This is a genomic window from Pseudochelatococcus lubricantis, assembly GCF_042432495.1.
In the GTDB taxonomy this organism is placed as follows: Bacteria; Pseudomonadota; Alphaproteobacteria; order Rhizobiales; family Beijerinckiaceae; genus Pseudochelatococcus; species Pseudochelatococcus lubricantis.
Map to the genome: position 1 here is coordinate 327,586 of NZ_JBHLXC010000001.1, position 25,489 is coordinate 353,074.

Below are 25,489 nucleotides of genomic sequence, written 5' to 3' on the forward strand. Positions count from 1 at the left end.
TGAACACGGGATTTTCCGGGAGTCGGCGCCCGATGGCGCCGGCGGTCGCTTGCTCAGGAAAGCCAGCGCTTCCTGCGCTTGTAACTTTTCACCTCGCGGAAGGATTTGCGGTCGCCGCCGCCGACGCCGAGATAGAACTCCTTCACGTCTTCGTTCTCGCGCAGCGCCGCCGCCTCGCCGTCCATGACGATGCGGCCCGTCTCCATGATGTAGCCATAGGTGGCGTAGCGCAGAGCGATGTTGGTGTTCTGCTCGGCGAGGAGGAAGGAAACGCCTTCCTTCGTGTTAAGCTCGCGCACGATCTCGAAGATTTCCTCCACCACCTGCGGCGCCAGGCCCATGGAAGGTTCGTCGAGCAGGATCATGGAAGGCTTCGACATCATGGCGCGGCCGATGGCGCACATCTGCTGCTCGCCGCCCGATGTGTAGCCGGCCTGTGAGTTCTTGCGCTGGCGCAGGCGGGGAAAGTAGTCGTAGACCTTCTCCATGTCGCGCTTCACGGCGGCCCAGCCGTCTCGGCGGGTGAAGGCGCCGGTGAGCAGGTTTTCCTCGATGGACAGATGGCCGAAGCAGTGGCGGCCCTCCATCACCTGAATGCAGCCGCGCCGCACCAGCTCGTTGGGCGACAGCTGGTCGACACGGTCGTCCTTGAACTGGATGGAGCCCTTGGTGACCTCGCCGCGTTCGGCATGAAGCAGGTTCGAGATGGCCTTGAGCGTTGTCGTCTTGCCCGCGCCGTTCGCGCCGAGCAACGCCACGATGCCGCCCTTGGGCACGGTCAGCGACACGCCCTTGAGCACGAGGATGACGTGGTCGTAGATGACCTCGATGTTGTTCACCGACAGGATGCCGTCGCCTGCCGGCTCCGGCGCGGGGATGCTTGCGGGATTGAGGCTCATTGAAAAACCCTCCGTCCCTCTCCCGCAAAGGGAGAGGGACCTGCAAAGAGACGGTTACGCAGGCGCGTCGCAGGCTTCCGTGCGCTTCGGCCAGCCGGAGTTCTTTTCTGCGTATTCCTTGGCGGCGGCCTTGAGCAGCGGTTCGACGCGGTCATGCAGCGGCTCGACGAGATCGGTCGCGCGCACCCACTTCTCGCCGTCCCATTCCTGCAGGAAGGTGGCCTTGTGGCCGTTGTGGTCGGTGCAGGAGAGCTTCAGCGGCTCGGCGAAGCCTTCGAGGCCGAGTTCCTTCAGGCGCTCGGGGGTGATGTTGATGGCTTCGAGACCGCGGCGCACGTCCTCGCCCGTGACCACCTTCTTGCCGGTGATCTTCTGGGCGTTGGCGATGCCCTCCGCGATCAGCAGCGAGTTGTAGACGCCGCGGTTGTAGAGCACGTCGCCGACCTTGTTCTTGTCGGTCTTGCTCTTGCCGGCGTCGACGAGGTGCTTCTTGATGTCATCAAGGGCGGGGAAGTTGGCGCCCACGCCGTGCCAGTTCAGCGTCTTGAAGCCCTTGGCGCCGGGGCCTGCGGAGCGCACGTCATCCTCGCCCGGCCACCAGATCGAGACGAACTTGTCCATGGGATAGTTGATCTTGACGGCTTCCTTCACGGCGGTGGGGTTGAGCGCCCCCCAGCCGAACAGCACCATGTAGTCCGGCTTGTCGCGACGCACGCTGAGCCACTGCGAGGACTGGTTCTGGATGTTGTCGGCGGGCACCGGGTAGAGCTTGAGATCGAAGCCGATTTCCTTCGACAGCGATTCCAGCAGCGGAATGGGCTCCTTGCCGAAGCCGGCGTCGAGGTAGATGTAGCCGATCTTCTTGCCCTTCAGCTTTTCGAGCCCGCCTTCCTGGGAGCCGATGTAGGACAGGATCATGGAAGCGCCGTCCCAGTAGGTGTTCGGTGGGTTGAAGATCCACGGGAACGTCTGGCCGTCGGCGGAGGCGGAGAGGCCGTAGGCCATCGACAGCACCGGCACCTTGTCGACGCCGGCCTTGGGGATGAGCGACAGCGTCGTGCCCGTGGACCACGGGTTGACCACGACCGGCCCCTTGCCCTTGACGGCTTCGTAGCACTCCACGCCCTTCTTGGCGTCGTAGCCGGTCTCGCACTCCTCGACGCGCAGCTTGACGCCGCCGATGCCGCCGTCGCGCTCGTTCAGCAGCCGCAGGTAGTCGTGCATGCCGTTGGCGATCGGAATGCCGGACCCCGAGAACGGGCCGGTGCGGTAGGTGAACAGCGGCACGTAGATCTCATCCTCGGCGCGCGCCTGCGTGGGCGCGAAGGCGCTGAGGGCGGTGGTGGCGGCGAGAACGGCGGTCAAGGCCAAGGTCTTGTATGCTCTGGACATTTTTCTCTCCCTAGGATGAAGCCTTGCTGGCTCCTTTATCTGGCGCGTTCTCAGTAGGGGAACGGCCACGTTCTCAGTTTCTGCTTGGCCGTCTGCCACAGTCGGGCAAGGCCATGCGGCTCCACGATCAGGAAGGCGATGATGAGGGCGCCGATGATCATGTAGTTGAGGTGTTCGATTGTTGCCGCGCCGACCGAAAAGCCGAGGCTTTGCGGCAGGTAGCGCAGCACGATGGGCAGGATGAAGATGAACGCGGCCCCCATGAAAGAGCCGATCAGGCTGCCAAGCCCGCCGATGATGACCATGAACAGGATCAGGAACGACAGGTTGATGGAGAAGGCGTCCGGTTCCGCAGAGCCGAGGTAGAGGAACACCATCAGCGCCCCGGCGACGCCGGCGTAGAAGGACGAGACGGCGAAGGCGAGCAGCTTCGTCGGCAGCAGCCTGATGCCCATCAGTTCGGCGGCGATGTCCATGTCGCGCACCGCCATCCACATGCGTCCGACACGGCCGTGCACGAGGTGGGCGGCGACGAGCGTCAGCAGTGCCACGACGGACAGCACCACGAGATAGCGCACCTCCGGCGCGGCGTTGGGGCCGGTGATGGCGATGCCGAACAGCGTGCGCGTGGGCACCTCGATGGCGCCGGAGATGTTATGGTTCGTCAGCCACGGGATGCGCACGAAGCACCATTGCAGGAAGAACTGCGCCGCGAGCGTGGTGACGGCCAGATAGAAGCCCTTGATGCGCAGGCTCGGCAGGCCGAAGATGACGCCCACCCCCGCCGAGAAAAAGCCCGAGACGAGGAGCCAGACGATGATGTTCACCTGCGGGAAGACGGTGGTGAGCTTGTAGCAGGCGAAGGCGCCGACGCCCATGAAGCCTGCATTGCCGAGCGACAGCAGCCCGGTGTAACCGGTGAGCAGGTTGAGCCCGATGGCGGCGAGCGCGAAGACGAGGAAGGGGATCATCACCGCATTGATGAAGAAGCTGCCGCCCAGCAGCGGCACGCCGACGAAGGCGGCGGCGATGATGACGGCGACGCCGATCTTGTCCTGAAGGATCGGAAAGATCGCCATGTCGTCGGCGTAGTTGGTCTTGAACTGGCCGGCCTCACGGTAGAACATGTCGGGCCTCCCTCAGATACGTTCGATGATCTTGTCGCCGAACAGGCCCTGCGGCCGGAACAGCAGGAAGACAAGGGCGATGAAATAGGCGAGCCAGCTCTCGATGCCGCCGCCGACGAGCGGGCCCCAGTAGAACTCGCCGAGCTTCTCGCCGATGCCGATGATGAGGCCGCCGACGATGGCGCCCGGCACGGAGGTGAAGCCGCCGAGGATGAGCACCGGCAGGGCCTTGAGGCCGACGATCTGGAGGGCGAAGGACACGTCCGAGCGCGCGCCCCACATGATGCCCGTGGTCAGCGCCACGACGCCCGCGGTGAACCACACGATGACCCAGATCTGGTTGAGGGAGATGCCGACCGACAGCGCGGCCTTGTGGCTGTCCGCCACCGCGCGTAGCGCCCGGCCGATGCGCGTCTTCTGGAAGAAGACGGCAAGCCCGGCCACCATGATCGAGGCGATGAGGGCGGCCGCGATGTCGAGCTTCTGCAGCGAGACGAAGCCGCCGAGCATCTCGATATCGACCGAGCCCGTGGGCAGGTAGAGTTCCTGCGTGATCATGGATTTCGGATTGCCGCCGAACACGAGTTCGCCGAGCCCGATCAGAAAATAGGTCAGGCCGAAGGTGGCCATGAACAGGATGATGTCCGGCTGGTTCACGAGCGGGCGCAGCATCACGCGCTCCACGCCGACGGCGAGCAGATACATCACGCCGACGGTGAGCACCAGGGCGAGGAGGGCGGGCACGCCGATCTCGAACAGGCCGACGAGCGTCAGCGCCGCGAACACGACCATGATGCCCTGGGCGAAGTTGAACACGCCCGACGCCTTGAAGATCAGCACGAAGCCGAGCGCGATCAGTGCGTAGAGCACGCCGGAGACGAGGCCTTCCCAGAGGGTCTGCACCAGCAGATCGGGCGCGCCGGCCATCTGCACGAAGGGATCGAGGAAGATGTTGTACAGAATTTCCATGGCCTCCTCCTCAATGGGCCACGCCGAGATAGGCGTCGATGACCTTGCTGTCGTTCTTGACCTCGTCGGGCACGCCGTCGGCGATCTTGCGGCCGTATTCCAGCACCACGATGCGGTCCGAGAGGTCCATGACGACGCCGATGTCGTGCTCGATGAGCGCGATGGTGGTGCCGAACTGGTTGTTGACGTCGAGGATGAAGCGGCACATGTCCTCCTTCTCCTCCAGGTTCATGCCGGCCATCGGCTCGTCGAGCAGCAGCAGCTCCGGCTCCATGGCGAGGGCGCGGCCAAGTTCGACGCGCTTCTGCAGGCCGTAGGGCAGGCGGCCGACCGGCGTCTTGCGGATCGCCTCGATCTCAAGGAAGTCGATGATTTCCTCGACGAACTTGCGGTGTTCGATTTCCTCGCGGAAGGCGGGGCCGTGGCGCAGCACCTGCCAGAAGAAGCCTCGATGCATCTTCAGCGTGCGCCCGGTCATGATGTTGTCGAGCGTCGACATGCCCTTGAACAGCGCCACGTTCTGGAAGGTGCGGGCGATGCCCTGGCTCGCGGCGACGGACGGACGCATGCGGTTGCGCGTCGCGCCCTTGAAGGTGATGCGGCCTTCCTGCGGGTTGTAGAAGCCGTTGATGACGTTGAGCATCGACGTCTTGCCGGCGCCGTTCGGCCCGATAATGGCGCGGATTTCGCCCTTGCGGATGTCGAAGGAGACGTCGGTGATGGCTTTGACGCCGCCGAAGCGCAGGGAGACGTTCTCGACGCTGAGCAGGATGTCGCCCTTGTGTATCGCGCCGGCTCCCCCGCCCGCGCCGCCCCAGTTAGGCGTCCCCATGCTCGCGGCTCCCGTGATGTCTGGCGTTCTCATGTTTCCCCCCTCATGCCGCCTGTTTCGCCGGGGCGGGCGGGACCACCGCCACGTCGCGGATCTGGACGCGGGCGGAGATGGAGCCCTTTCGGCCGTCCTCGAAGGTCACCTCGGTGGTGATGTCCTCTTCCGTCTTGCCGGCATAGAGCGCGTCGATCAGCGGCTTGTAGCGGTCGGCGATGAAGGAGCGGCGCACCTTCTGCGTGCGGGTCAGCTCGCCGTCATCGGCATCGAGTTCCTTGTGCAGGATGAGGAAGCGGTGTACCTGCGCGCCCGCCATCAGCGGCTCTTTCGCCAGCGCCCGGTTCACTTCCTCGACGTTCTTCTGCAGCATCTCGTAGACGCGCGGATGGCTGGCGAGTTCCTGATACGAGGCGTAGGAGACGTTGTTGCGCTCTGCCCAGTTGCCGACGGCGGTGAGGTCGATGTTGAGGAAGCAGGTGACGAAGTCGCGCCCGTCGCCGAACACCACGGCTTCCTTGATGTTGTGGAAGAACTTCAGCTTGTTCTCGACGTATTTCGGCGGGAACAGAGAGCCGTCCGACAGCTTGCCCACATCCTTCGCGCGGTCGATGATCTTGAGGTGCCCGTCCGGCTCGAAGAAGCCGGCGTCGCCCGTCTTGACGAAGCCGTCCTCCGTCAATGTCTCGGCGGTCTTTTCCGCGTCCCTGTAGTATTCGCGGAACTGGCCGGGCGAGCGGAACTGCACCTCGCCGCTCTCCGCGATGCGGATCTGGACGTTGGGCGTGGGCGGGCCGACCGTGTCGGCGCGGATCTGGCCGTCCGGCTGCGCGGTGACGTAGAGGAAGGCCTCCGTCTGGCCGTAGAGCTGCTTCAGGTTCAGCCCCAGCGAACGATAGAAGGAGAACAGGTCCGGCCCGATGGCCTCGCCCGCCGTGTAGGCGACGCGGATGCGGGTGAAGCCGAGCACGTTCTTGAGCGGCTCGTAGATGACGAAACGGCCGAGTCCGTAGAGCAGCCGCCCGCCGAGTGGCACGGATTCGCCGTTCAGGAGCTTCTCGCCGTATTTCTTCGCCACGCCGATGAAGTAGTGGAACAGCCTGCGCTTCGTCGGCCCGGCGTCCTCCATGCGGATCATGACGCGCGTCAGCAGCGCCTCGAACACACGCGGCGGCGCGAAGTAGAAGGTGGGGCCGATCTCGCGCAGGTCGTGCTCGGCGGTCTCGGGCGATTCCGGGCAGGCCATGCAGAAGCCGGCGACGAGCCCCTGCGCGTAGTTGAGGTAATGGTCGCCGACCCAGGCGAGCGGCAGATAGGCCAACACCTCGTCGCGGTCGGTCAGCCGGTCGAACGTCACGGTGTCGGTGGCGGCGTCGATACAGCCCTTCGCCGTCAGCACCACGCCCTTGGAACGGCCCGTCGTGCCGGACGTGTAGAGGATGATGGAGACATCGTCGCCCGATCCCTGCTCGATGCCCTCATCGATGCGCTCGCGCACGGCGTTCTCCGTCAGCGCGTCGCGGCCGATGCCGATGATCTCGTCGATGGAATGCAGCTTCTCGTGATCGTAGTCGCGCAGGCCGCGCGGCTCGTCGTAGAAGAGATGCGCGAGGTTCGGCAGGCGGTCGGAGACCGACAGCAGCTTGTCGACCTGCTCCTGATCCTGCACGGCGGCGAACTTCACCTCGGCGTTGGCGAGCACATAGGCAAGCTCTTCCGCCACCGCGTCGGCATAGACCGGCACCGGGATCGCGCCGAGCATCTGCGCGGCCGTCACGGACCAGTAGAGCTTGGGGCGGTTGGTGCCGACAATGGCGATGGCGTCGCCGCGCCGCACGCCGATGCCGGACAGGCCGGCCGCGTAGGCACGGACGATCTCGTAGCTCTCCGCCCACGTCCACGTTTGCCAGATGCCGTAGTCCTTGTGGCGGATGGCGGGCCGCGTTCCACGCACGGCTGCATTGCGCGCAAGGAGTTTCGGAAAGGTGTCAGGACGTGCGGAAGCATTCGTCGTCATGACGTCAAACCCTCCTGTAAAGCCTTGAAAGGCTTGATGGCGTTTCCTCCGGAGGCCGTAGCGCGAGCGCCCGGACCTCTCTCTTGTGTCGCAAAATCGCGCGAATTGGTTTTTTCCGCAACCGTTCGCTTGACAGACAGAACGGGTTATTTCATTGTATCGTTGCGTCTTGTGTGCCTTACGCGAAATTTCCTTTCGTATTCCCGTGTGCCGCATCACGGCGCTGTTTTGCTCAGCCGGCGCCGTAGCGCGACAGCTCGGCGAGGTCGATGACACGGACGCCGTTGCGCTCCATGGCGAGCAGGCCCTCTTCCTCCAGCTCCTTCAGGCTCTTGTTGACGGCTTGCCGCGACAGGCCGCAGATGAGGCCGAGTTCCTCCTGGCTGATGTCGAGCCAGTTGCCCACGCCCGGATACAGCACCGGATTGAACAGCCAGCCGAGGGCGCGGGCCACGCGGGCGCGCGCATCGAGCAGGCGGTCGTAGCCGACCGTGGCGATGAACTGGCCAAGCCGCTCGTTGAGCTGGCGCACCAGAAAGCGGTTGAAGCCGACGGAATTCTCGAAAAGCCAGTGGAATGTCGCCTTTTGCATCAGCGCCACGCGCGAATCGCGCACGGCGACGATGTCGTACTGGCGAATTTCGTCCTTCAGCACGGACCCTTCCCCCACCCAGCCGCTGGTGGGGACGCCGGAGAACGTCACCGCCTTGCCGCTGGTGGAGACAGTGCCGACCTTGATGATGCCGCTCGCCACGCCGCACCAGTAGTTCATGCGGTCGCCCTCGTGGCAGATGTAATCGCCCTTGGCGAAGTGTTTCTCCACGGTGCCACGGGCCGCGCGCTCGCGCTCGGCCGCCGTCAGGTCGCCGGCCCAGGGGGCGATTTTGGACAGATAGTCGGCCGTTATCAAATGGCTACCCGCTCCTTGCCCGTGGTTCCGTCTGGTATCGCGGCGGACGCTTCTTGTGGCAATGTATTGCTTTTTTCCGGATGGCCGCGTTAGAACCGGAGTATTATCCGCGCCGGGGATTTGCTCAAGTCCCCATATAGTTTAACGTGAAAGAAGAAAATCCTTCGAGGGAGACGGTCATGCTGCAGGCACGGCGTTCCACGCTCTTGCTGGTCGATTTTCAGCAACGGCTTGCGCCTGTCATTGACGGCGCGCAAGAGACGATCGAACAGGCGGAACGTCTGGCGCGCGCGGCGCAACTCGTGGGCGTGCCCGTGCTCGCCACCGAGCAGATCCCGGAGAAGCTCGGCGCCACGGCGGATGCGCTGCTGCCGCTCCCCGAGAAAATCATCGCCAAGCTGAGTTTCGACGCGACGGGCGAGCCGGGGCTGCGCGAGGCGCTGGACGAAAGGCGCGAGACCGTGCTGGTGACGGGCTGGGAGGCGCATGTCTGCGTGCTGCAGACGACCTTCGGCCTTGTCCGCGCGGGCTTCACGCCGGTGGTGGTTGCCGACGCCGTTGCCTCGCGGAAACCTTTCAGCAAGGATATCGCGCTGCGGCGGATCGCGGCGCGCGGTATCGAGATCGTGACCGTGGAGATGGCTATCTTCGAATGGCTGGAGCGTGCCGATCACCCACGCTTCCGCGAAGCGCTCCCGCTCATCAGGTAAGTCAAGCGGTCGCGGCGCTGGAGCAAAACCCGCATGCGCGCGGCCGGTGACCGGGAGCGTCGGTATCAGCCCGCCCGTTTCGCGAGAATCGCATTGGCAACGTTCGAGCCGTTGGTCCGGCCGAGGTGCCGCGAGATGAACGCGCCGGCATCCACCAGCGCGTCCAGGTCGACGCCGGTCTCGATGCCGAGGCCGTCGAGCAGATAGACGACGTTCTCCGTCGCCACGTTGCCGGTCGCGCCCTTTGCGTAGGGACAGCCGCCGAGGCCGGCGACGGAGGCGTCGAACTGGCTGATACCGAGTTCGAGCGCCGCATAGATATTGGCCAGCGCCTGCCCGTAGGTGTCGTGGAAATGGCCTGACACATCGCCGATGTCGTAGACGGCGAGGGCCGCTTCCAGCGCCTTGCGCGCCTTGCGCGGCGTGCCCACGCCGATGGTGTCCGCGATGCCGACGTGCTGAACGCCGATATCCTTCATCAGCCGGGCGACGTAGGTGACCTTCTCCGCCGCGATCTCGCCCTCGTAGGGGCAGCCGAGCGCGCAGGAGATGGCGCCGCGCACGCGGATGCCCGCGGCCAGCGCGGCCTCGACCACGGGAGCAAAGCGCTCGATGCTTTCGGCGATGGAACAGTTGATGTTCTTCTGGCTGAAGGCCTCGCTCGCCGAGCCGAACACCTCGACCTCGCCGGGCTTCGTCGGCAGGGCCGCCTCATAGCCTTTCATGTTGGGCACGAGCACGGAATAGACGACGTCGTCGCGGCGCACGATGCCGGCCATGACGGCGGCATTGTCGGCCATCTGCGGCACCCATTTCGGGCTCACGAAGCTCGTCGTCTCTATGTGCCTGAGACCGGCCTCCTGCAGGCGGCCGATGAGTTCCACCTTGACGGCGGTGGAGACGAAGTTCTTCTCGTTCTGCAGCCCGTCACGCGGGCCGACCTCGACGATCCTGACTTTCGACGGGAGCGCGCCCATGGTTTACTCCGCTTTCTGCAATGGTTCGAGCCGCAGCAGTTCCGCGCCCTCGCTGAGCTGGTCGCCGATGCCGTAGAGCAGTTCAGAGACGGTGCCGTCGATGGGGGCCTTGATGGTGTGCTCCATCTTCATCGCCTCCATCACGGCGAGCGGCTGGCCCTTCGCGACCGTTTCTCCCGCTTCGACCAGAAAGGCCACGACCTTGCCGGGCATCGGCGCGGTAAGGCGCCCGGCTTCCGTCTCGGCCTCGCCCGCATGCGCCAGCGGATCAGCGAGACGGACGGCGGCGCTGCCGCTGCCGGCGAAGACGGAAAACAGCTCGCCCGTGCGGTAGGTCGCGACGTGCAGGGGCCGGCCGTCGAGAGCGATATCGTCGGCGCCGTTCAGCGTCAGGAGGTGAGTGGCATCACTGATGCCGAGGCGGACGCTGTCGCGGTCCAGCGGCGTGAAGGCGGCGGTGTCCGCCGTCTCGCCGTGCTCGATGAGCAGCCGGCGCGTCACCGGCCCGCCGATGCGCCAGCCATCGCGGTGCGACCACGGGTCGGCGTTCGCGAGGGCGCGCTCGGCCTGCACGATGTGGGCGACGATGGCCCCCGCCGTCACCGCGAACGGCAGGCCGAACGGGCGCTCGCTGCCGAAGAGCGCATCATGCTCGCGCCGGATGAGCGCGGTGTCGAGATCGGCCTGTGCGAAGGAGCGGCTCGCGGCCGTGCGGCGCAGAAAGGCGACGTTGTTGGCGACGCCGACGATGTGCGTCTGTGCCAACGCCGCGTCGAGCCGCGCCAGCGCCTCCTCGCGGGTGGCGCCGTGCACGATGAGCTTGGCGATCATCGGATCGTAGAAGGGCGAGATGTCGTCGCCTTCCCGCACACCGGAATCGACGCGAACGCCGTTGCCGTTGACGGCGAAGGCCGTATGCTCCGGCAGGCGGAAAACATCGAGACGCCCGGTCGCGGGCAGGAAGTCGTTGTCGGGATTTTCGGCGCAGATGCGCGCCTCGATGGCATGGCCGCCGATGGCAAGCTCGTCCTGATGCAGCGGCAGCGGCTCGCCCGCCGCAACCCTGATCTGCCATTCCACGAGATCGAGACCGGTGATGGCCTCCGTCACCGGATGCTCCACCTGCAGGCGGGTGTTCATCTCCATGAAATAGAAGTCGATGTCGCCGTCCGCCGCCGGCTCGGCGATGAACTCGACCGTGCCCGCGCCCACATAGCCCACGGCGCGCGCGGCGGCGATGGCGGCCTCGCCCATTTCCCTGCGCCGCGCGGCGCCGAGGCCGGGGGCGGGGGCTTCCTCCAGCACTTTCTGGTGGCGGCGCTGCACGGAGCAGTCGCGCTCGTAGAGATAGACGTAGTTGCCGTGGGAATCGCCGAAAACCTGGATTTCGATGTGGCGCGGGCGTTGCACGTAGCGCTCGATCAGCACGGCCGCGCTGCCGAAGCTCGCGATCGCCTCGCGCTGGCAGGAGGCGAGGTTTTCGGCGAAATCCTCGTGGGCCTCGACAATGCGCATGCCCTTGCCGCCGCCGCCGGCGCTCGCCTTGATCATCAGCGGATAGCCGATGCGCTCGGCTTCGGCGGCGAGCAGGTCGAAATCCTGTTCCGCGCCGTGGTAGCCCGGCACAAGCGGCACGCCGGCCGCTTCCATCAGGCGCTTCGATTCCGCCTTGAGGCCCATCGCCGCGATGGCGGAAGCGGGCGGACCGATGAAGACGAGCCCGGCCTGCGCGCAGGCCGCCGCGAATTCGGCGTTCTCGCTGAGGAAGCCGTAGCCCGGATGGATGGCATCCGCGCCCGTGGCCTTCGCGGCGGCGATGATCTTGTCCTGCCGCAGGTAGCTGTCCTTCGGCGCGGCTCCGCCCAGCGAGACCGCCTCGTCGCAGGCCGCCACGAACCGGGTGCGGGCATCGACATCCGAATGGACGGCGACTGTGCGGATCGCGAGGCGGCGGGCGGTCGCCGCCACCCGGCAGGCGATCTCGCCCCGGTTGGCAATGAGGATTTTTCTTATTTCTTGCTGTGTCATTGGTCCCCCGCCAGCCATGAAGGTTTCGTCTTGTTGAGGAAGGACTGCACGCCCTCTCGGCCCTCATGCGAGGCGCGGATGTCGGCGATGCGCCTGGCGGTATCGGCGACGAGCGCGTCGTCGACGGCGCGCCCGCCCGCTTCCCGCAGCAGGCGCTTGCCGGCGGCGAGCGCGGCGGGCGAGGCATTGAGGAATGCCTGAACGTAGCGCGCCACCGCCGCGTCAAGCGCCTCCGCGCCCGCTATTTCATGCACGAAGCCGGTCCGCGCGGCGGTTTCGGCCGAAAAAACCTCGGCGGTGAGGACGAAGCGTTGCGCCGCGCGCGGGCCGAGCGCCGCGATGACATAGGGCGCGATCGTCGCCGGGATGAGGCCGAGCTTCACCTCGCTGAGGCAGAAACGGGCGCTGTCGACCGCAACCGCGATGTCGCTCGCTGCGACGAGACCCATGCCGCCCGCGAAGACATCGCCCTGTACGCGCGCGACGACCGGCTTCGGGCATTCGTGGATCGTGCGCAGCATGGTGGCGAGGGCGGTCGCGTCCGCGAGGTTTTCCGCATGCGTGTAGTCCGCCATGCGGCGCATCCACGCCAGGTCCGCGCCGGCGCAGAAGGCCTTGCCGCTGGCGGCGAGCACGACGACGCGGATTTGCCCGTCGCCGCCGAGTTCGGCGAAGGCTTCAGTCAGCGCGGCGATCAGCGCGTCGTCGAAGGCGTTGCGCACCTCCGGCCGGTTCAGGGTCACGGTGGCGACGGGGCCGTCGCGGGCGATCAGAAGGCTGGTCATGGCTGGCCTCGCTCACATGCGGAACACGCCGAAGCGCGGCTCGGGGATCGGGGCGTTGAGGCTGGCGGAAAGGCCGAGCGCCAGCACGCGGCGCGTGTCGGCGGGGTCGATCACGCCGTCGTCCCACAGGCGGGCGGTGGCGTAATAGGGGTGGCCCTGATGCTCGTATTGCTGGCGGATGGGCTCCCGGAAGGCGGCTTCCTCCTCCGCGCTCCAGGTGCCGCCGCGTGCCTCGATGCCGTCCCGGCGCACGGTGGCGAGCACCGAGGCCGCCTGCTCGCCGCCCATGACGGAGATGCGCGCGTTCGGCCACATCCACAGGAAGCGCGGCGAATAGGCTCGCCCGCACATGCCGTAATTCCCCGCGCCGAAGGAGCCGCCGATGATGACGGTGAATTTCGGCACGTTGGCGCAGGCGACCGCCGTCACCATCTTGGCGCCGTGGCGGGCGATGCCCTCGTTCTCGTATTTCTGGCCGACCATGAAGCCGGTGATGTTCTGCAGGAAGACGAGCGGGATGCGCCGCTGGCAGCACAGCTCCACGAAATGCGCGCCCTTGGCCGCGCTTTCCGAGAACAGGATGCCGTTGTTCGCCACGATGCCGACCGGCAGGCCCTCGATATGCGCGAAGCCGGTGACGAGTGTGGGGCCGAAGCGGGCCTTGAACTCGTCGAACGCGGAAGCGTCCACGATGCGGGCGATGATTTCGCGCACGTCGAAGGGCTTTCGCGTGTCGGTGGGGATGATGCCGTAGATCTCGCGCGGGTCGTATTTCGGCGGGCGTGCCTCGATGATGTCGAGCGGGATTTTCTTCGAGCGGTTGAGATTGGCGACCGACCGGCGTGCCAGCGCCAGCGCGTGGGTGTCGTCGTTGGCGAGATGGTCCGCGACGCCGGACAGGCGCGTGTGCACGTCGCCGCCGCCCAGCGCTTCCGCGCTCACCACCTCGCCGGTCGCGGCCTTGACCAGCGGCGGGCCGGCCAGAAAGATCGTGCCCTGATTCTTCACGATGATGGTCTCGTCGCTCATCGCCGGCACATAGGCGCCGCCGGCGGTGCACGAGCCCATGACGACGGCGATCTGGGCGATGCCGTCGGCGCTCATGTTGGCCTGATTGTAGAAGATGCGACCGAAATGGTCGCGGTCGGGAAACACCTCGTCCTGGTTGGGCAGGTTAGCGCCGCCCGAATCCACCAGATAGACGCAGGGCAGGTTGTTCTGGGCCGCGATCTCCTGCGCGCGCAGGTGTTTCTTCACTGTCAGCGGGAAATAGGTGCCGCCTTTCACGGTCGCGTCGTTGCAGACCACGACGCATTCGCGCCCGGCGATGCGCCCGATGCCGGCGATGATGCCGGCGGAGGGGGCGGAATCGCTGCCGTCCTTCTCCTTGTAGACGTTGAAGGCCGCCATGGGCGCGATTTCGAGGAACGGCGTGCCGGGGTCGAGCAACAGCTCCACCCGCTCGCGCGGCAGCAGCTTTCCGCGCGCCACGTGCTTCTCGCGTGCCGCCTCGCCGCCGCCCAGCGCCACCTGCGCGAGGCGCTGGCGCAGGTCTTCCACCAGCGACTGCATGGCATCGGCGCTGGCCTGGAACTCCGCGCTGCGCGGGCTGATCCTGCTGTCGATCGCGGCCATGGTCAGTTTCCGGTTTCGTTGAACAGTTCGCGGCCGATCAGCATACGCCGGATTTCCGAGGTGCCGGCGCCGATCTCGTAAAGCTTGGCGTCGCGCCACAGGCGCTCTACCGGGAAATCCCTGGTGTAGCCGACGCCGCCGAGCGTCTGGATGGCCTCGCCCGCGATCCAGGTCGCTTTCTCGGCGGAATAGAGGATAGCGCCGGCGGCGTCCTTGCGCAGGGTGCGGGCATGGTTGCCCCGGTCGCAGGCCTTGCCGACCGCGTAGACATAGGCGCGGCACGCCTGCCACGTGGTGTAGATGTCCGCCACCTTGCCCTGCATGAGCTGGAATTCGCCGATGCTCTGGCCGAACTGCCTGCGCTCGTGGATATAGGGCACGATGGCGTCGACGGCCGCTGCCATCAGCCCCAGCGGCCCGCCCGAGAGCACGGCGCGCTCGTAGTCGAGGCCGGACATCAGCACCCGCACGCCGTTGCCCACGCCGCCCAGCACGTTCTCCTCCGGCACCTCGCAATTGTCGAAGAACAGCGGATAGGTGTTGGAGCCGCGCATGCCGAGCTTGTCGAGCTTCGCACCGGCCGAAAAGCCCGGAAAGCCCTTCTCGACGATGAAGGCGGTGATGCCCTTCGCCCCGGCTTCCGGGTCCGTGCGCGCGTAGATGACCAGCGTGTCGGCATCGCCGCCGTTGGTGATCCACATCTTGGAGCCGTTGAGCACGAAGCGGTCGCCCTTCCTTTCCGCGCGCAGCTTCAGGCTCACGACGTCCGACCCCGCGCCGGGCTCGCTCATGGCGAGCGCGCCGACATGCTCGCCGGAGACGAGCTTCGGCAGGTATTTCTCCCGCTGCGCGTCCGTGCCGTTGCGGTGGATCTGGTTCACGCACAGGTTGGAATGCGCGCCGTAGGAGAGGCCGACGGAGCCCGAGGCGCGCGAGACCTCCTCCATGGCGACGATATGCGCCAGGTAGCCGAGGCCGGTGCCGCCATAGGCCTCGCCGACGGTGAGGCCATGCAGGCCGAGTTCGCCGAGCTTGCGCCAGAGAGGGGCGGGGAAGGCGTTGTCGCGGTCCACCTCGGCCGCGATGGGCATTATCTCCTTTTCCGCGAAGGCGCGCACGGCCGCGCGGAGCGCGTCGACGTCCTCGCCGAGATCGAAATCGAGGCCCAAAGCCGGAAATGTCATGGCGTCTTTCCCTGTCGTTCGTCAATGCCGGTTTCCCCGGCTTGTTGCAGACGAGACTAATGCGTGATGCCCGCCGATTGCTGCCACAATGGTTGCAAATCCTGCCATCATGCGGAATGATGAAACCATGAAGGACAGCCATGGAAACGGGCCTAGAGCCGTCACGCCGATTGCCTTTGTGAACGCTGTTTCAAGGGCTTACGAAGGCTATGGCGTGCCGTTCGAAGGGGCGCTGCGGGCGGCACGGATTGCGCCGCGCCTGCTTGGCGATCCGCAGGCGCGCGTGACGGCGGAGCAGTTCGAGGCGCTTTCCGGCCATGCCATGCGCGAACTCGACGACGAGGCGCTGGGCTGGTTCTCGCGCCGTCTGCCGTGGGGCAGCCACGGCCTCCTGTGCCGCGCGGCGGTCACGGCGCCCGATCTCGGCATTGCCCTCAAGCGCTGGTGCCGCTGCCATGGCTTACTCACAGAGGATATCCGGCTCATGCTGACCGTCAAGGCGGGAACGGCGAGCCTCGTGATCCAGGAGCGGCGCATGCCGGCGGAACTGCGCGAGTTCTGTCTCGTCTCGGTGCTGCGCATGGTGCACGGCTTCGCCTGCTGGCTGATCGACTCGCGCATTCCCTTGAATGACCTGTCGTTTCCGTTCCCGCGCCCCGCGCATGCCGCCTCGTACCGGGCGATGTTTCCCGGCGAGGCGCGGTTCGGCGCGGAGGCGGCGGGCTTCAGCTTCGACGCCAATTATCTGGCGCTCGCGCCCGTGCGCGACGAGGCGGCGACGCGGGCCATGCTGCAGAAGGCGCTGCTGCTGACTGTGCTGCAATACCGGCGCGACCGTCTGCTGGTGGACCGCGTGCGCATGCTGCTGCGGGCGCGGATGTCGGGCCGCGGCCACGCGCCGGGCCTGCCAAACGCCGAGGAACTGGCAGTGATGCTGAACATATCGGGCCGCACCTTGCATCGGCAGCTGAACGAGGAAGGGGCGTCCCTGCAACAGATCAAGGACGACGTCCGCCACGAACGCGCCCTGGAGCTGATCCAGCGCAGCAACAGGCCGCTGAAGCAGATCGCGCATCTCGTCGGCTTCCGCAGCGAGAAGAGCTTTTCGCGCGCGTTCCGCCTCTGGACGGGCGCGGCCCCCGGGCAATTCCAGCGCCAGCGCCAGCGGGCGCAGGGCTGACACGCATTGCGTTTTCTTCCACTGACGTTCACGCTGTCGTCAAAACGTCATCCGTCCGTCAACTAATCATCATCGCCTCAGCCTATGTCCGAGCTAATGATGCACACCTGCGCCTCGCGGGATCGTGTGGCTTTGGGAGAATGACAATGGCGAACAAGGTTGTGACTTCGGTTGTGGCGCTCGCCGCCTCTCTGGCGCTGACCGCGCCGGCGCTCGCGGTGACGGAAATCCAGTGGTGGCATGCGATGGGCGGCGAGCTTGGCGTCAAGCTCGAGTCGATCGCCAAGGGCTTCAATGAATCGCAGTCCGATTACAAGATCGTGCCCGTCTACAAGGGCTCCTATCCCGAGACGCTGACGGCCGCCATCGCCGCCTTCCGCGCCAAGCAGAACCCGGCTATCGTGCAGGTGTTCGAGGTCGGCACCGGCACCATGATGGCCGCCAAGGGCGCCGTCTACCCGGTCTACAAGCTGATGGCCGATCACAACGAGCCTTTCGACTCCAAGAGCTACCTCGCGCCGGTCGTGGGCTATTACTCGGACACGCAGGGCAACATCCTCTCGCTGCCGTTCAACTCCTCGACCCCGATCATGTATTACAACAAGGACGCCTTCGAGAAGGCCGGCCTTGACCGCAATACGCCGCCCAAGACCTGGGCCGAAGTCGAGTCGTTCTCGAAGAAGATCAAGGAATCGGGCGCGGCCAAGTGCGGCTTCACCACCGGCTGGGTGTCGTGGGTGCAGCTCGAAAACTTCTCCGCCCTGCACGACAAGCCCTACGGCACGCTGGAGAACGGCTTCGGCGGCCTCGGCACGCAGTTCCAGTTCAACGGCGACGCGCAGGTCAAGCATTTCGCCAATCTGAAGAAGTGGTCGGACGAGGGCATCTTCCAGTACGGCGGCCCGGTGGGCGGCAACGACGCCCCGCCGAAGTTCTACTCGGGCGAATGCGCCATCTACTTCAACTCCTCGGCCTCGCGCGCCGGCGTCGTCGCCAACGCCAAGACCTTCGCTGTCGGCTTCGCGCCGCTGCCCTATTACGACGACGTGATCAAGGAGCCGAAGAACTCCATCATCGGCGGCGCCACCCTGTGGGCGCTGCAGGGCCGCCCGGCCGAGGAATATAAGGGCGTGGCGAAGTTCTTCTCCTACCTGTCGAAGCCCGAGGTGCAGGCTGACTGGCACCAGTTCACCGGCTACCTGCCGATCACGTACGCTGCTTACGAACTCGGCAAGACGCAGGGCTATTACGAGAAGAACCCCGGCTCCGACATCGCCATCAACCAGATCACCCGCGGCGAGCCCTCGGTCAACTCCAAGGGCATCCGCTTCGGCAACCTCGCCCAGGTGCGCGACGTGATCGACAGCGAGTTCGAGGCCCTGCTCGCCGGCAAGAAGAGCGCGAAGGAAGCGCTCGACGCGGCTGTCGTCGGCGGCAACCGCATCCTGCGTGACTTCGAGGCCGCCAACAAGTAAGGCGCGCCCACCGCGATCATGAAGCCCGCGCCCATTCCGGCGCGGGCTTTCCGCCTTTGCCCCAGGGCGCTCTCGGACCGGATGGCACCATCTGACCGGAAAGCGCCTGAATCGAAAGCTTGCAGAGCGTGATCCGGTGTCATCAAGCCGGATCATGCTGCAGACCGGCCGGCCCCGCATGCAGACGAAGCGCACGATCTTCCCGAACAAAGTCCTGCCTTACGCGCTGCTCGCGCCGCAGATCGCCATCACCGTGGTGTTCTTCCTGTGGCCCGCCGGGCAGGCGGTCGTTTCTTCCTTCCTGCGCGAGGACCCGTTCGGGCTGGCATCGACCTTCGTGTGGTTCGAGAACTACACGCGGCTGTTCGAGGATCCGGCCTATGTCGACTCGCTCAGGGTGACGGCCGCCTTCGCCATTGCCGTGACGTTCTGCTCGATGACGTTCGCGCTGCTGCTGGCGGTGGCGGTCAACCGCCTCATCAGGCTGGGCGGCGTCTACACCACGCTGCTCGTGTGGCCCTATGCGGTCGCGCCCGTCGTGGCGGGCGTGCTGTGGTGGTTTCTCTTCAACCCCACCATCGGCATCCTGCCCTATCTGCTGTCCTTCATGGGCGTGCACTGGAACCACCGCATCAACGGCAACCATGCCATGATCATGCTGGTGGTGGCGGCGAGCTGGAAGCAGATTTCCTACAATTTCCTGTTCTTCGTCGCCGGGCTGCAGTCCATCCCGCGCTCGCTGATCGAGGCGGCGGCCATCGACGGTGCCGGGCCGATGAAGCGCTTCTGGACCATCATCTTTCCGCTGCTGTCGCCGACGACGTTCTTTCTGCTGATCATCAACGTCAACTACGCCATGTTCGACACCTTCAGCATCGTGGACGCCACCACGGGCGGCGGGCCGGCGGGGGCGACGAACATCCTCGTCTTCAAGGTGTTCGCGGACGGCATCCTGGGCCTCAATATCGGCTCATCCGCCGCGCAGTCGGTGATCCTGATGATGATCGTCATCGCGCTTACGTTCGTCCAGTTCCGCTACGTCGAGCGGCGCGTGCAGTATTGAGGGGCGAGACATGATCGAGAACCGTCCCTGGCTGAACGTCTTCACCCATCTGGTGCTGATCCTCGGCGTCGCTATCGTCATCGCGCCCGTCTATCTCGCCTTCGTCGCCTCCACGCACGGGGACGGCGCCTTCGTCAGCGGTGTGATGCCACTGTGGCCAGGTTCCGAGATGGCCGCCAACTACGGCTCCATGTTCACCACCGGCATGGCGAAATCCGGCGCGCCGCCGCTGGCGCTGATGATGTGGAACGCGCTGGTGATGGCGGTCGTCATCACCGTGGGCAAGATCGCCATTTCCATCATCTCCGCCTATGCGATCATCTATTTCCGCTTTCCCGGCCGCGTGCTGTTCTTCTGGATGATCTTCATCACGCTGATGCTGCCGGTGGAGGTGCGCATCGTGCCCACGTTCAAGGTGGTGGCCGATCTCGGCATGCTCAATTCCTACGCGGGCCTCACCCTGCCGCTGATCGCCTCCGCCACCGCGACCTTCCTCTTCCGCCAGTTCTTCATGACCCTGCCGGACGAACTGACGGAAGCCGCGCGTGTGGACGGCGCCGGGCCGATGCGCTTCTTCCGCGACATCCTGTTGCCGCTGTCGCGCACCAATATCGCGGCGCTTTCCGTGATCCTGTTCATCTATGGCTGGGTGCAATATCTGTGGCCGCTGCTTGTGACGACGGACCCGCGCTATTACACCATCGTCATGGGCATCAAGCGGATGGTGGCGGTGGCGGAGGCCGATCCACAATGGAACCTCGTCATGGCCGCCGTGATGCTCGCCATGCTGCCGCCGGTGCTCGTCGTCATCCTGATGCAGCGCCTGTTCGTCAAGGGCCTCGTCGAGACGGAGAAGTAATGTGGCCACTATCGCAATCGAGAATGTCCGCAAGACCTATCCGGGCGGTATCGAGGTCATCAAGGGGCTAGACCTTTCCATCGCCGCGGGCGAACTCGTGGTGCTGGTCGGCCCCTCGGGCTGCGGCAAGTCCACCCTGCTGCGCATGATCGCCGGGCTGGAGAGCATCACCGCGGGTGAGATCGCCATCGGCGGGCGCGTCGTCAACAACCTGGAGCCGGCCGAGCGCGACATCGCCATGGTGTTCCAGAACTACGCGCTCTATCCGCACATGTCGGTGCGCGGCAACCTGGAATACGGCCTGAAGAACCGCGGCACCCCGCGCGCCGAGATCGACGCGCGCGTGAAAGAGGCGGCGCGCATCCTCGAAATCGAGCCTTTCCTCGACAGGAAGCCGCGCCAGCTCTCCGGCGGCCAGCGCCAGCGCGTCGCCATGGGCCGCGCCATCGTGCGCAAGCCGCAGGCGTTCCTGTTCGACGAGCCGCTGTCCAACCTCGACGCCAAGCTGCGCGGTCATATGCGCGTGGAAATCCGCCGCCTGCAGCGCACGCTCGGCACTACCCTCGTCTATGTGACGCACGATCAGCTTGAGGCGATGACGCTCGCCGACAAGCTCGTCGTCATGAATGGCGGCGCCATCGAGCAGCAGGGCTCGCCGCTGGAGCTTTACGGCGATCCCCAGACGCTGTTCGTCGCCAGCTTCATGGGTTCGCCGGGCATGAACCTCATCGACGTGGCGCAGTTGCGCGCCGCCGGCGCCACCCTGCCGGACGCGGTACCGGCGGGCACGGGGGTCATCGGCATCCGTCCGGAGGACGTCTTTCTGGAAGCGGGCCGCGTCGACGGGCCGGCGATCACGCTGCCCGCCCGCATCGAGGCGGTGGAGATGGTCGGCGCCGAAAGCCTCGCCTATGCGGCGGTCGGCGGGCTGTCGCAGAGCGTCGTGCTGCGCATTCCCGGCGCATGGACCGGGCACGCCGACACCGCCGCCGACCTGCACCTGCCCCTCACGCGCCTGCATTGCTTCAGCAAGGAAACGGGGCGGAAGGTGCCCTTGTCCGCCCCGGCGCTTGCTGCGTGAACGGCCGTTATCCGGCCGTTTTGCCCGCCGGTTTCCTGATCCGCCGCGGTTCGACCGGGTATCACGGTCGCCCGCCACGGATCAAGAATACCGGCGGTTGTTGCCTGGTTATCCGCCGTTCACCACGCCGTTGACGACGGGCAACAGTTCAAGCAGGCCGCGGTAGATCATCTCCAGCGCCACATAGAGGATGATGGCGAGGCCGACATACGCGATCCAGCGGAAGCGGTGCAGCAGCTTGGCGATGTAGCTCGCCGCCACGCCCATCAGGGCAACCGAGAGCACGAGACCGAAGATCAGGATTTCCGGGTGCTCGCGCGCCGCGCCCGCCACGGCGAGCACGTTGTCGAGCGACATCGACAGGTCGGCGAGGACGATCTGCCACGCGGCCTGTGCGAAGGTTTTCCGCGGCGCCCTTCCGGAAACCGCGCCGTCCTTGTTGATGTCTTCCTCGTTCAGCGCCTCGACGGCGTCCATTTCTTCGTGCTGCTGCACGCGCAGCTCGCGCCACATCTTCCAGCAGACCCACAGCAGCAGCACGCCACCGGCGAACAACAGGCCGACGATCTGCAGCAACTGCGTCGTTATCGCCGCGAAGAATATGCGCAGCACGGTCGCCGCCGCGATACCGATGAGGATGGCCTTGCCGCGCTGTTCCTTGGGCAGGCCGGCGGCCGCGAGGCCGATCACGATGGCGTTGTCGCCCGCCAGCACCAGGTCGATCATGATGACCTGCAGCAGCGTGTAAAACGCATCGGGAGTGAGTAGATAATTTATAGTTTCAGCCATATGGCACCCGCTATGAAGGGCGCCTGTCGTCGTTGGGCCGAAATGGCCGCCGCGAGGCCCGCCGCGCCTCCGATTTCAGGGGGGTGACCCATGAAAGGGCTGCGGCAGGGCGCGAAGCTTCGGCAATGTCGGAGAAAAATCCCTGCGCTCCAGGCCACCCGGTTTCAGATATCCAGTCCGACATCACAGTTCATCGAACTGCCAGAGGGGCCCGGGCTGGAGGCCTTGTCTATACCGCCGGATGCGCGGGGTTTCAAGGGAGCGGCGGGGAAAATCGTCGTCGAAAAAGTGTCATCCGGCCTGCTCAGACCCGCCCCTCCAGATGGCGCGCCTTGCGCAGCTGCGGGAACCACCAGGCCCACAGGCCCGCGACGAGGATGGAGCCGACGCCGCCGAACACCACGGCCGGCATCGCGCCGATCATGGCGGCCATGACGCCGGCGCGGAACTCGCCCAGTTCGTTCGAGGCGCCGACGAACACCGAGTTGACGGCGTTGACGCGCCCGCGCACGTGGTCGGGCGTCCACAGTTGCAGCAGGGTCTCGCGTATATAGACGCTGACCATGTCTGCCGCGCCGACGAGCGCGAGCATGGGAATGGAGAACCACGCCAGGGTAGAGACGCCGAAGGCGGCGGTGAACAGCCCGAACAGGCCGACGCAGCCGAACATGATGAGCCCGGCATGATCGCGGATGGGATGGCCGGTCAGCCACAGCGCAGTGGCGATGGCGCCGATGCCCGGTGCCGCGCGCAGCATGCCGAGCCCCCACGGCCCCAGCTCCAGGACATCGCGCGCATAGACCGGCAGCAGCGCGATCGTGCCGCCGAGCAGCACGGCGAACAGGTCGAGCGAGATCGCGCCGAGCACGATCTTTTCCTTCCAGATGTAGCGGAAGCCCGCGAGCAGCGTGTCGACGGTTGCCTTGTCGCCGACGATGTGCTGGCCGGCGGCGGAAATCGAGAAGGTGAGCACCGTGCCCGTCAGCAGCATGATGGCCGCCGTCGTATAGGCGGCGACGGGCGAGAGGCCGTAGAGCAGCCCGCCCGCGACCGGGCCGACGATGGTGGCGATCTGCCACGCGGAAGCGTTCCACGACACCGCGTTGGCGAAATGCTCCGGCGGCACCAGATTGACCACCAGCGAGGCCGAGGAAGGCGCCAGAAAGGCCCGCGCGATGCCGAACCACAGCAGCGTGACGAACACCGCTGCCGGCTGGAACAGACCGGTGAGCGTCAGCGCGAGCAGCGCGAGCGCGCACAGCCCCTCCAGCCCCAGCGAGAGGCCCATGATGGTGCGCCGCCCGAAGCGGTCCGCCGCCACGCCCGTGACCAGCACCAGCACCAGCGCAGGCAGGAACTGCACGAGACCGACCATGCCGAGGTCGAACGGGTCGCGCGTCAGGTCGTAGATCTGCCAGCCGACGGAGACGCTGACGATCTGGATGGCGAAGGAACCGAGAAAACGTGCCAGCCAGTATCGCGCGAAGGCGCTGTGACGGAAGGCTGTATAACGGTCGGCGCGCGCCGCGGCTGCGTCATCGGAGACAAGCATCTTAAGGCCACAGGTGAGGAGCGGGGGAGCGGGCGAACGCCCCTTGAGGCGGGGCCCGGAGAACCGGGGTCCGGAGAGAAGGCAGGGTTGGAGACGGTAACATCTGCGACGACCGCTGCCCCAGATGGCCATGGCCCGATAGCGCTTGTCAATCTGCGCCCGCTGCAATGCTGATGTGCGGCGGGATGCTGCGCCGTCGCGCGGCGCTTTCACGCCTTGCGCAAGCTCCGTGCAAGCTTGCGGGTGCATCTTGCGTATCACGCTGGTGGGCCGGGATTGGAGCTTCGCGCGCCTTCAGGGCATGCGTCGATGTCCGCTTCTCCGGAGACATGATGTCGTTCCCGCCAGGCCGGTTCCAGCCCGGTATGTCCCAAATCATGTGTTCTTGACCTGAGAAGGGATCGCTATAATGGCCAGCTTGTTTACGAACTCCTCCGCGCAGACCGCCCTGCAGACGCTGACGGCGGCCTCCAAAAGCCTGTCAGCCACGCAGAACCGCGTTTCCACCGGCTACCGCATCAACACGGCGGAAGACAACGCCGCCTACTGGTCCATCGCCACCACCCTGCGGTCTGACGTCGGCGCGCTCGGCGCGGTGAAGGACGCTCTTGGCCTCGGCGGCGCCACCATCGACACTGTCTACACCGGCATCAACGACACCAAGGATCTGTTGGACCAGGTGAAGTCCAAGCTGGTCGCGGCGAGCCAGACCGGCGTGCCGCGCGCTCAGGTGCAGGCCGAAGTCACCCAGCTCCAGAACCGCCTGAAGGACACGTCGAAGTCCACCGTCATCAACAGCGAAAGCTGGCTGACGCAGAATTCGTCGGCGAATGGCTACAACAGCACCAAGAGTGTGGTCGGCTCCTTCACCCGCGCCGCCGGCGCGGTGACGATCGAGAACATCGACATCGATATCGGCAAGACCAAGCTGTACGAAACCAGCGACTCGGCGCAGACCACCGTGACGACTGCGCTGGACAACTCCGGCGCGGGCGCGTTGGCGACCTATAGCGCCGCCTTGGGCGCCATCAAGAGCGTCACTGCGGCAACGGATTCCGCATGGAATGCCTCGGCCCTCGACGCGGCGACCGGCGACGCGGCAAGTGCTGCGAAGGTAGGCGCTCCCGCCGCCGCGCGCATATCGGGCGCGACTGCGACGGGTACTGCCGTTCAGACGGCTTCCGCCGCGGTTCATACTGTGACTGCAGGTGAACTCGATGCCGCGCTTGCCGTTTTCGCGGCCGACTACACGAATGGCGGTGCTGCTTTCGTTGCTTCGCTGACGACCAAGCAAAAGACGGACTTGCTGGCTGAGGTCAACAAGGCGGGTACCGAATACAAGACGGAGCTGGAGAGCATCGCCGATGCCGCGACCGGCGGCGACACCGGCACGACCGCCGAGGCGTCGTCTGCCGATGCAGCGAAGGTTGCAGCCACTGCATACGATGCAGCCGTCGCGACCGCGTTCGGGAAAGTCCTGTCGACTTCCGCGCGTGACGCCTTCGTGGCCAAAACCGGTGAGGATGCGCGTGTTGCTTATGAAGCCACGGCAACCGCAAGCACGGACAACCAGAAACTCGGCATCTTCGACAAGGTGAGGACGGTCGTCTCCTCGAAGGACGGCACGGAAGCCAAGGCTGTCCGCGTGTCGGACATCGACATCTCCAAGCTGACGGATACAGATTTCGACAAGGGCGTGCTCTCGGCCTATATCTCCGCTGTTGACGATGCACTGCAGGAGCTGACCTTGTCAGCTTCTATCCTCGGTGCCGCCAAATCCCGCGTCAACGGTAACCAGACCTTCGTCCAGAACCTGATCGACGCCAACAAGCGCGGCATCGGCCAGCTCGTCGACGCCGACCTCAACGAGGAGTCCTCCAAGCTGAAGGCCCTGCAGGTGCAGGAGCAGCTCGCCGTTCAGGCGCTTGGCATCGCCAACAACTCCACCCAGAACATCCTGTCGCTCTTCCGGTAAGGCGCGTCCGGCCGGAATCGTTCCGGAAAAGGCGGAAGCATCTTCCGTCCATGGTT

General features: G+C 65.7%; 21 protein-coding genes. 7 read left to right on the forward strand and 14 right to left on the reverse strand.

Translation table 11 applies throughout. The annotated features are described in order from the left end of the window. Window positions 1-53: 53 nt before the first annotated feature. The 7 genes from ACFFJ7_RS01355 to ACFFJ7_RS01385 form a co-directional block, all read right to left on the reverse strand. Window positions 54-899, reverse strand: coding sequence for an ABC transporter ATP-binding protein (locus ACFFJ7_RS01355; RefSeq protein WP_166949036.1), 846 nt, complete (start codon window positions 897-899; stop codon window positions 54-56). A 54-nt stretch (window positions 900-953) separates the two neighbouring features. Next, the gene (locus ACFFJ7_RS01360) at window positions 954-2,291 is read right to left on the reverse strand and encodes an ABC transporter substrate-binding protein (protein WP_377590459.1); all 1,338 of its coding nucleotides are present in this window, start codon (window positions 2,289-2,291) and stop codon (window positions 954-956) included. Between the two features lie 50 nt (window positions 2,292-2,341). Further along, window positions 2,342-3,418, reverse strand: coding sequence for a branched-chain amino acid ABC transporter permease (locus tag ACFFJ7_RS01365; RefSeq protein WP_166949040.1), 1,077 nt, complete (start codon window positions 3,416-3,418; stop codon window positions 2,342-2,344). A 12-nt stretch (window positions 3,419-3,430) separates the two neighbouring features. Continuing rightward, window positions 3,431-4,387 carry a branched-chain amino acid ABC transporter permease gene (locus tag ACFFJ7_RS01370; protein WP_208394090.1) on the reverse strand — a complete coding sequence of 319 codons (957 nt, stop codon included), beginning with the start codon at window positions 4,385-4,387 and terminating at the stop codon, window positions 3,431-3,433. A 10-nt stretch (window positions 4,388-4,397) separates the two neighbouring features. Further along, window positions 4,398-5,219 carry an ABC transporter ATP-binding protein gene (locus ACFFJ7_RS01375; protein WP_166949042.1) on the reverse strand — a complete coding sequence of 274 codons (822 nt, stop codon included), beginning with the start codon at window positions 5,217-5,219 and terminating at the stop codon, window positions 4,398-4,400. A gap of 43 nt (window positions 5,220-5,262) precedes the next feature. Beyond that, window positions 5,263-7,230, reverse strand: coding sequence for an AMP-dependent synthetase/ligase (locus ACFFJ7_RS01380; RefSeq protein ID WP_377590462.1), 1,968 nt, complete (start codon window positions 7,228-7,230; stop codon window positions 5,263-5,265). A 232-nt stretch (window positions 7,231-7,462) separates the two neighbouring features. After that, window positions 7,463-8,140: a Crp/Fnr family transcriptional regulator gene (locus tag ACFFJ7_RS01385; protein ID WP_166949045.1), complete on the reverse strand. Its 678-nt coding sequence runs from the start codon at window positions 8,138-8,140 to the stop codon at window positions 7,463-7,465. A 179-nt stretch (window positions 8,141-8,319) separates the two neighbouring features. Here ACFFJ7_RS01385 and ACFFJ7_RS01390 point away from each other — a divergent pair, with 179 nt between their 5' ends. Then, on the forward strand, window positions 8,320-8,850 hold the full coding sequence (locus tag ACFFJ7_RS01390) for an isochorismatase family protein (RefSeq protein ID WP_166949047.1): 531 nt from the start codon (window positions 8,320-8,322) through the stop codon (window positions 8,848-8,850). A gap of 65 nt (window positions 8,851-8,915) precedes the next feature. Here the strand turns inward: ACFFJ7_RS01390 and ACFFJ7_RS01395 are convergent, their stop codons facing one another. From ACFFJ7_RS01395 to ACFFJ7_RS01415, 5 genes are read right to left on the reverse strand one after another with little or no spacing between them, the layout of a single operon-like run. Beyond that, the gene (locus tag ACFFJ7_RS01395; RefSeq protein ID WP_166949049.1) at window positions 8,916-9,827 is read right to left on the reverse strand and encodes a hydroxymethylglutaryl-CoA lyase; all 912 of its coding nucleotides are present in this window, start codon (window positions 9,825-9,827) and stop codon (window positions 8,916-8,918) included. 3 nt (window positions 9,828-9,830) lie between these two features. Continuing rightward, window positions 9,831-11,855, reverse strand: coding sequence for an acetyl/propionyl/methylcrotonyl-CoA carboxylase subunit alpha (locus ACFFJ7_RS01400; RefSeq protein ID WP_377590465.1), 2,025 nt, complete (start codon window positions 11,853-11,855; stop codon window positions 9,831-9,833). Next, window positions 11,852-12,640: an enoyl-CoA hydratase/isomerase family protein gene (locus ACFFJ7_RS01405; RefSeq protein ID WP_166949053.1), complete on the reverse strand. Its 789-nt coding sequence runs from the start codon at window positions 12,638-12,640 to the stop codon at window positions 11,852-11,854. The genes ACFFJ7_RS01400 and ACFFJ7_RS01405 overlap by 4 nt, the downstream gene beginning before the upstream one ends. A gap of 12 nt (window positions 12,641-12,652) precedes the next feature. Further along, window positions 12,653-14,275 carry a carboxyl transferase domain-containing protein gene (locus ACFFJ7_RS01410; RefSeq protein ID WP_377590468.1) on the reverse strand — a complete coding sequence of 541 codons (1,623 nt, stop codon included), beginning with the start codon at window positions 14,273-14,275 and terminating at the stop codon, window positions 12,653-12,655. Window positions 14,276-14,277: 2 nt separating this feature from the next. Further along, window positions 14,278-15,459, reverse strand: a complete 1,182-nt coding sequence (locus ACFFJ7_RS01415; RefSeq protein ID WP_377590470.1) for an isovaleryl-CoA dehydrogenase — start codon at window positions 15,457-15,459, stop codon at window positions 14,278-14,280. Window positions 15,460-15,637: 178 nt separating this feature from the next. Here ACFFJ7_RS01415 and ACFFJ7_RS01420 point away from each other — a divergent pair, with 178 nt between their 5' ends. From ACFFJ7_RS01420 to ugpC, 5 genes are all read left to right on the forward strand, one after another. Beyond that, complete coding sequence (locus ACFFJ7_RS01420) at window positions 15,638-16,639, forward strand: AraC family transcriptional regulator (protein ID WP_377590472.1); 1,002 nt, start codon at window positions 15,638-15,640, stop codon at window positions 16,637-16,639. 146 nt (window positions 16,640-16,785) lie between these two features. Next, entirely contained in the window at window positions 16,786-18,114 is a 1,329-nt protein-coding gene (gene ugpB, locus ACFFJ7_RS01425) for a sn-glycerol-3-phosphate ABC transporter substrate-binding protein UgpB (protein WP_377590474.1), read from the forward strand. A 178-nt stretch (window positions 18,115-18,292) separates the two neighbouring features. Further along, window positions 18,293-19,177, forward strand: a complete 885-nt coding sequence (gene ugpA, locus ACFFJ7_RS01430; protein WP_166950183.1) for a sn-glycerol-3-phosphate ABC transporter permease UgpA — start codon at window positions 18,293-18,295, stop codon at window positions 19,175-19,177. 10 nt (window positions 19,178-19,187) lie between these two features. Next, on the forward strand, window positions 19,188-20,036 hold the full coding sequence (gene ugpE / locus ACFFJ7_RS01435; protein ID WP_166949063.1) for a sn-glycerol-3-phosphate ABC transporter permease UgpE: 849 nt from the start codon (window positions 19,188-19,190) through the stop codon (window positions 20,034-20,036). Window position 20,037: 1 nt separating this feature from the next. After that, the gene (ugpC, locus tag ACFFJ7_RS01440) at window positions 20,038-21,117 is read left to right on the forward strand and encodes a sn-glycerol-3-phosphate ABC transporter ATP-binding protein UgpC (RefSeq protein WP_377590477.1); all 1,080 of its coding nucleotides are present in this window, start codon (window positions 20,038-20,040) and stop codon (window positions 21,115-21,117) included. 108 nt (window positions 21,118-21,225) lie between these two features. Here the strand turns inward: ugpC and ACFFJ7_RS01445 are convergent, their stop codons facing one another. Together ACFFJ7_RS01445 and ACFFJ7_RS01450 are read right to left on the reverse strand one after the other, a co-directional pair. Next, complete coding sequence (locus tag ACFFJ7_RS01445) at window positions 21,226-21,906, reverse strand: TerC family protein (protein WP_166949069.1); 681 nt, start codon at window positions 21,904-21,906, stop codon at window positions 21,226-21,228. Between the two features lie 304 nt (window positions 21,907-22,210). Beyond that, window positions 22,211-23,458 carry an MFS transporter gene (locus tag ACFFJ7_RS01450; RefSeq protein WP_166949072.1) on the reverse strand — a complete coding sequence of 416 codons (1,248 nt, stop codon included), beginning with the start codon at window positions 23,456-23,458 and terminating at the stop codon, window positions 22,211-22,213. A 409-nt stretch (window positions 23,459-23,867) separates the two neighbouring features. Between ACFFJ7_RS01450 and ACFFJ7_RS01455 the strand changes: the two genes are divergently transcribed. Then, window positions 23,868-25,433: a flagellin N-terminal helical domain-containing protein gene (locus ACFFJ7_RS01455; RefSeq protein ID WP_377590480.1), complete on the forward strand. Its 1,566-nt coding sequence runs from the start codon at window positions 23,868-23,870 to the stop codon at window positions 25,431-25,433. Window positions 25,434-25,489: the final 56 nt, after the last annotated feature.

Excerpts from the sequence above, each read along its gene's own strand:
- ACFFJ7_RS01355 (WP_166949036.1), bottom strand. The coding sequence starts at position 899 with ATGAGCCTCAATCCCGCAAGCATCCCCGCGCCGGAGCCGGCAGGCGAC.
- ACFFJ7_RS01360 (WP_377590459.1), bottom strand. The coding sequence starts at position 2,291 with ATGTCCAGAGCATACAAGACCTTGGCCTTGACCGCCGTTCTCGCCGCC.
- ACFFJ7_RS01365 (WP_166949040.1), bottom strand. The coding sequence starts at position 3,418 with ATGTTCTACCGTGAGGCCGGCCAGTTCAAGACCAACTACGCCGACGAC.
- ACFFJ7_RS01370 (WP_208394090.1), bottom strand. The coding sequence starts at position 4,387 with ATGGAAATTCTGTACAACATCTTCCTCGATCCCTTCGTGCAGATGGCC.
- ACFFJ7_RS01375 (WP_166949042.1), bottom strand. The coding sequence starts at position 5,219 with ATGGGGACGCCTAACTGGGGCGGCGCGGGCGGGGGAGCCGGCGCGATA.
- ACFFJ7_RS01380 (WP_377590462.1), bottom strand. The coding sequence starts at position 7,230 with ATGACGACGAATGCTTCCGCACGTCCTGACACCTTTCCGAAACTCCTT.
- ACFFJ7_RS01390 (WP_166949047.1), top strand. The coding sequence starts at position 8,320 with ATGCTGCAGGCACGGCGTTCCACGCTCTTGCTGGTCGATTTTCAGCAA.
- ACFFJ7_RS01395 (WP_166949049.1), bottom strand. The coding sequence starts at position 9,827 with ATGGGCGCGCTCCCGTCGAAAGTCAGGATCGTCGAGGTCGGCCCGCGT.
- ACFFJ7_RS01400 (WP_377590465.1), bottom strand. The coding sequence starts at position 11,855 with ATGACACAGCAAGAAATAAGAAAAATCCTCATTGCCAACCGGGGCGAG.
- ACFFJ7_RS01405 (WP_166949053.1), bottom strand. The coding sequence starts at position 12,640 with ATGACCAGCCTTCTGATCGCCCGCGACGGCCCCGTCGCCACCGTGACC.
- ACFFJ7_RS01410 (WP_377590468.1), bottom strand. The coding sequence starts at position 14,275 with ATGGCCGCGATCGACAGCAGGATCAGCCCGCGCAGCGCGGAGTTCCAG.
- ACFFJ7_RS01415 (WP_377590470.1), bottom strand. The coding sequence starts at position 15,459 with ATGACATTTCCGGCTTTGGGCCTCGATTTCGATCTCGGCGAGGACGTC.
- ugpB (WP_377590474.1), top strand. The coding sequence starts at position 16,786 with ATGGCGAACAAGGTTGTGACTTCGGTTGTGGCGCTCGCCGCCTCTCTG.
- ugpA (WP_166950183.1), top strand. The coding sequence starts at position 18,293 with ATGCAGACGAAGCGCACGATCTTCCCGAACAAAGTCCTGCCTTACGCG.
- ugpE (WP_166949063.1), top strand. The coding sequence starts at position 19,188 with ATGATCGAGAACCGTCCCTGGCTGAACGTCTTCACCCATCTGGTGCTG.
- ACFFJ7_RS01445 (WP_166949069.1), bottom strand. The coding sequence starts at position 21,906 with ATGGCTGAAACTATAAATTATCTACTCACTCCCGATGCGTTTTACACG.
- ACFFJ7_RS01450 (WP_166949072.1), bottom strand. The coding sequence starts at position 23,458 with ATGCTTGTCTCCGATGACGCAGCCGCGGCGCGCGCCGACCGTTATACA.
- ACFFJ7_RS01455 (WP_377590480.1), top strand. The coding sequence starts at position 23,868 with ATGGCCAGCTTGTTTACGAACTCCTCCGCGCAGACCGCCCTGCAGACG.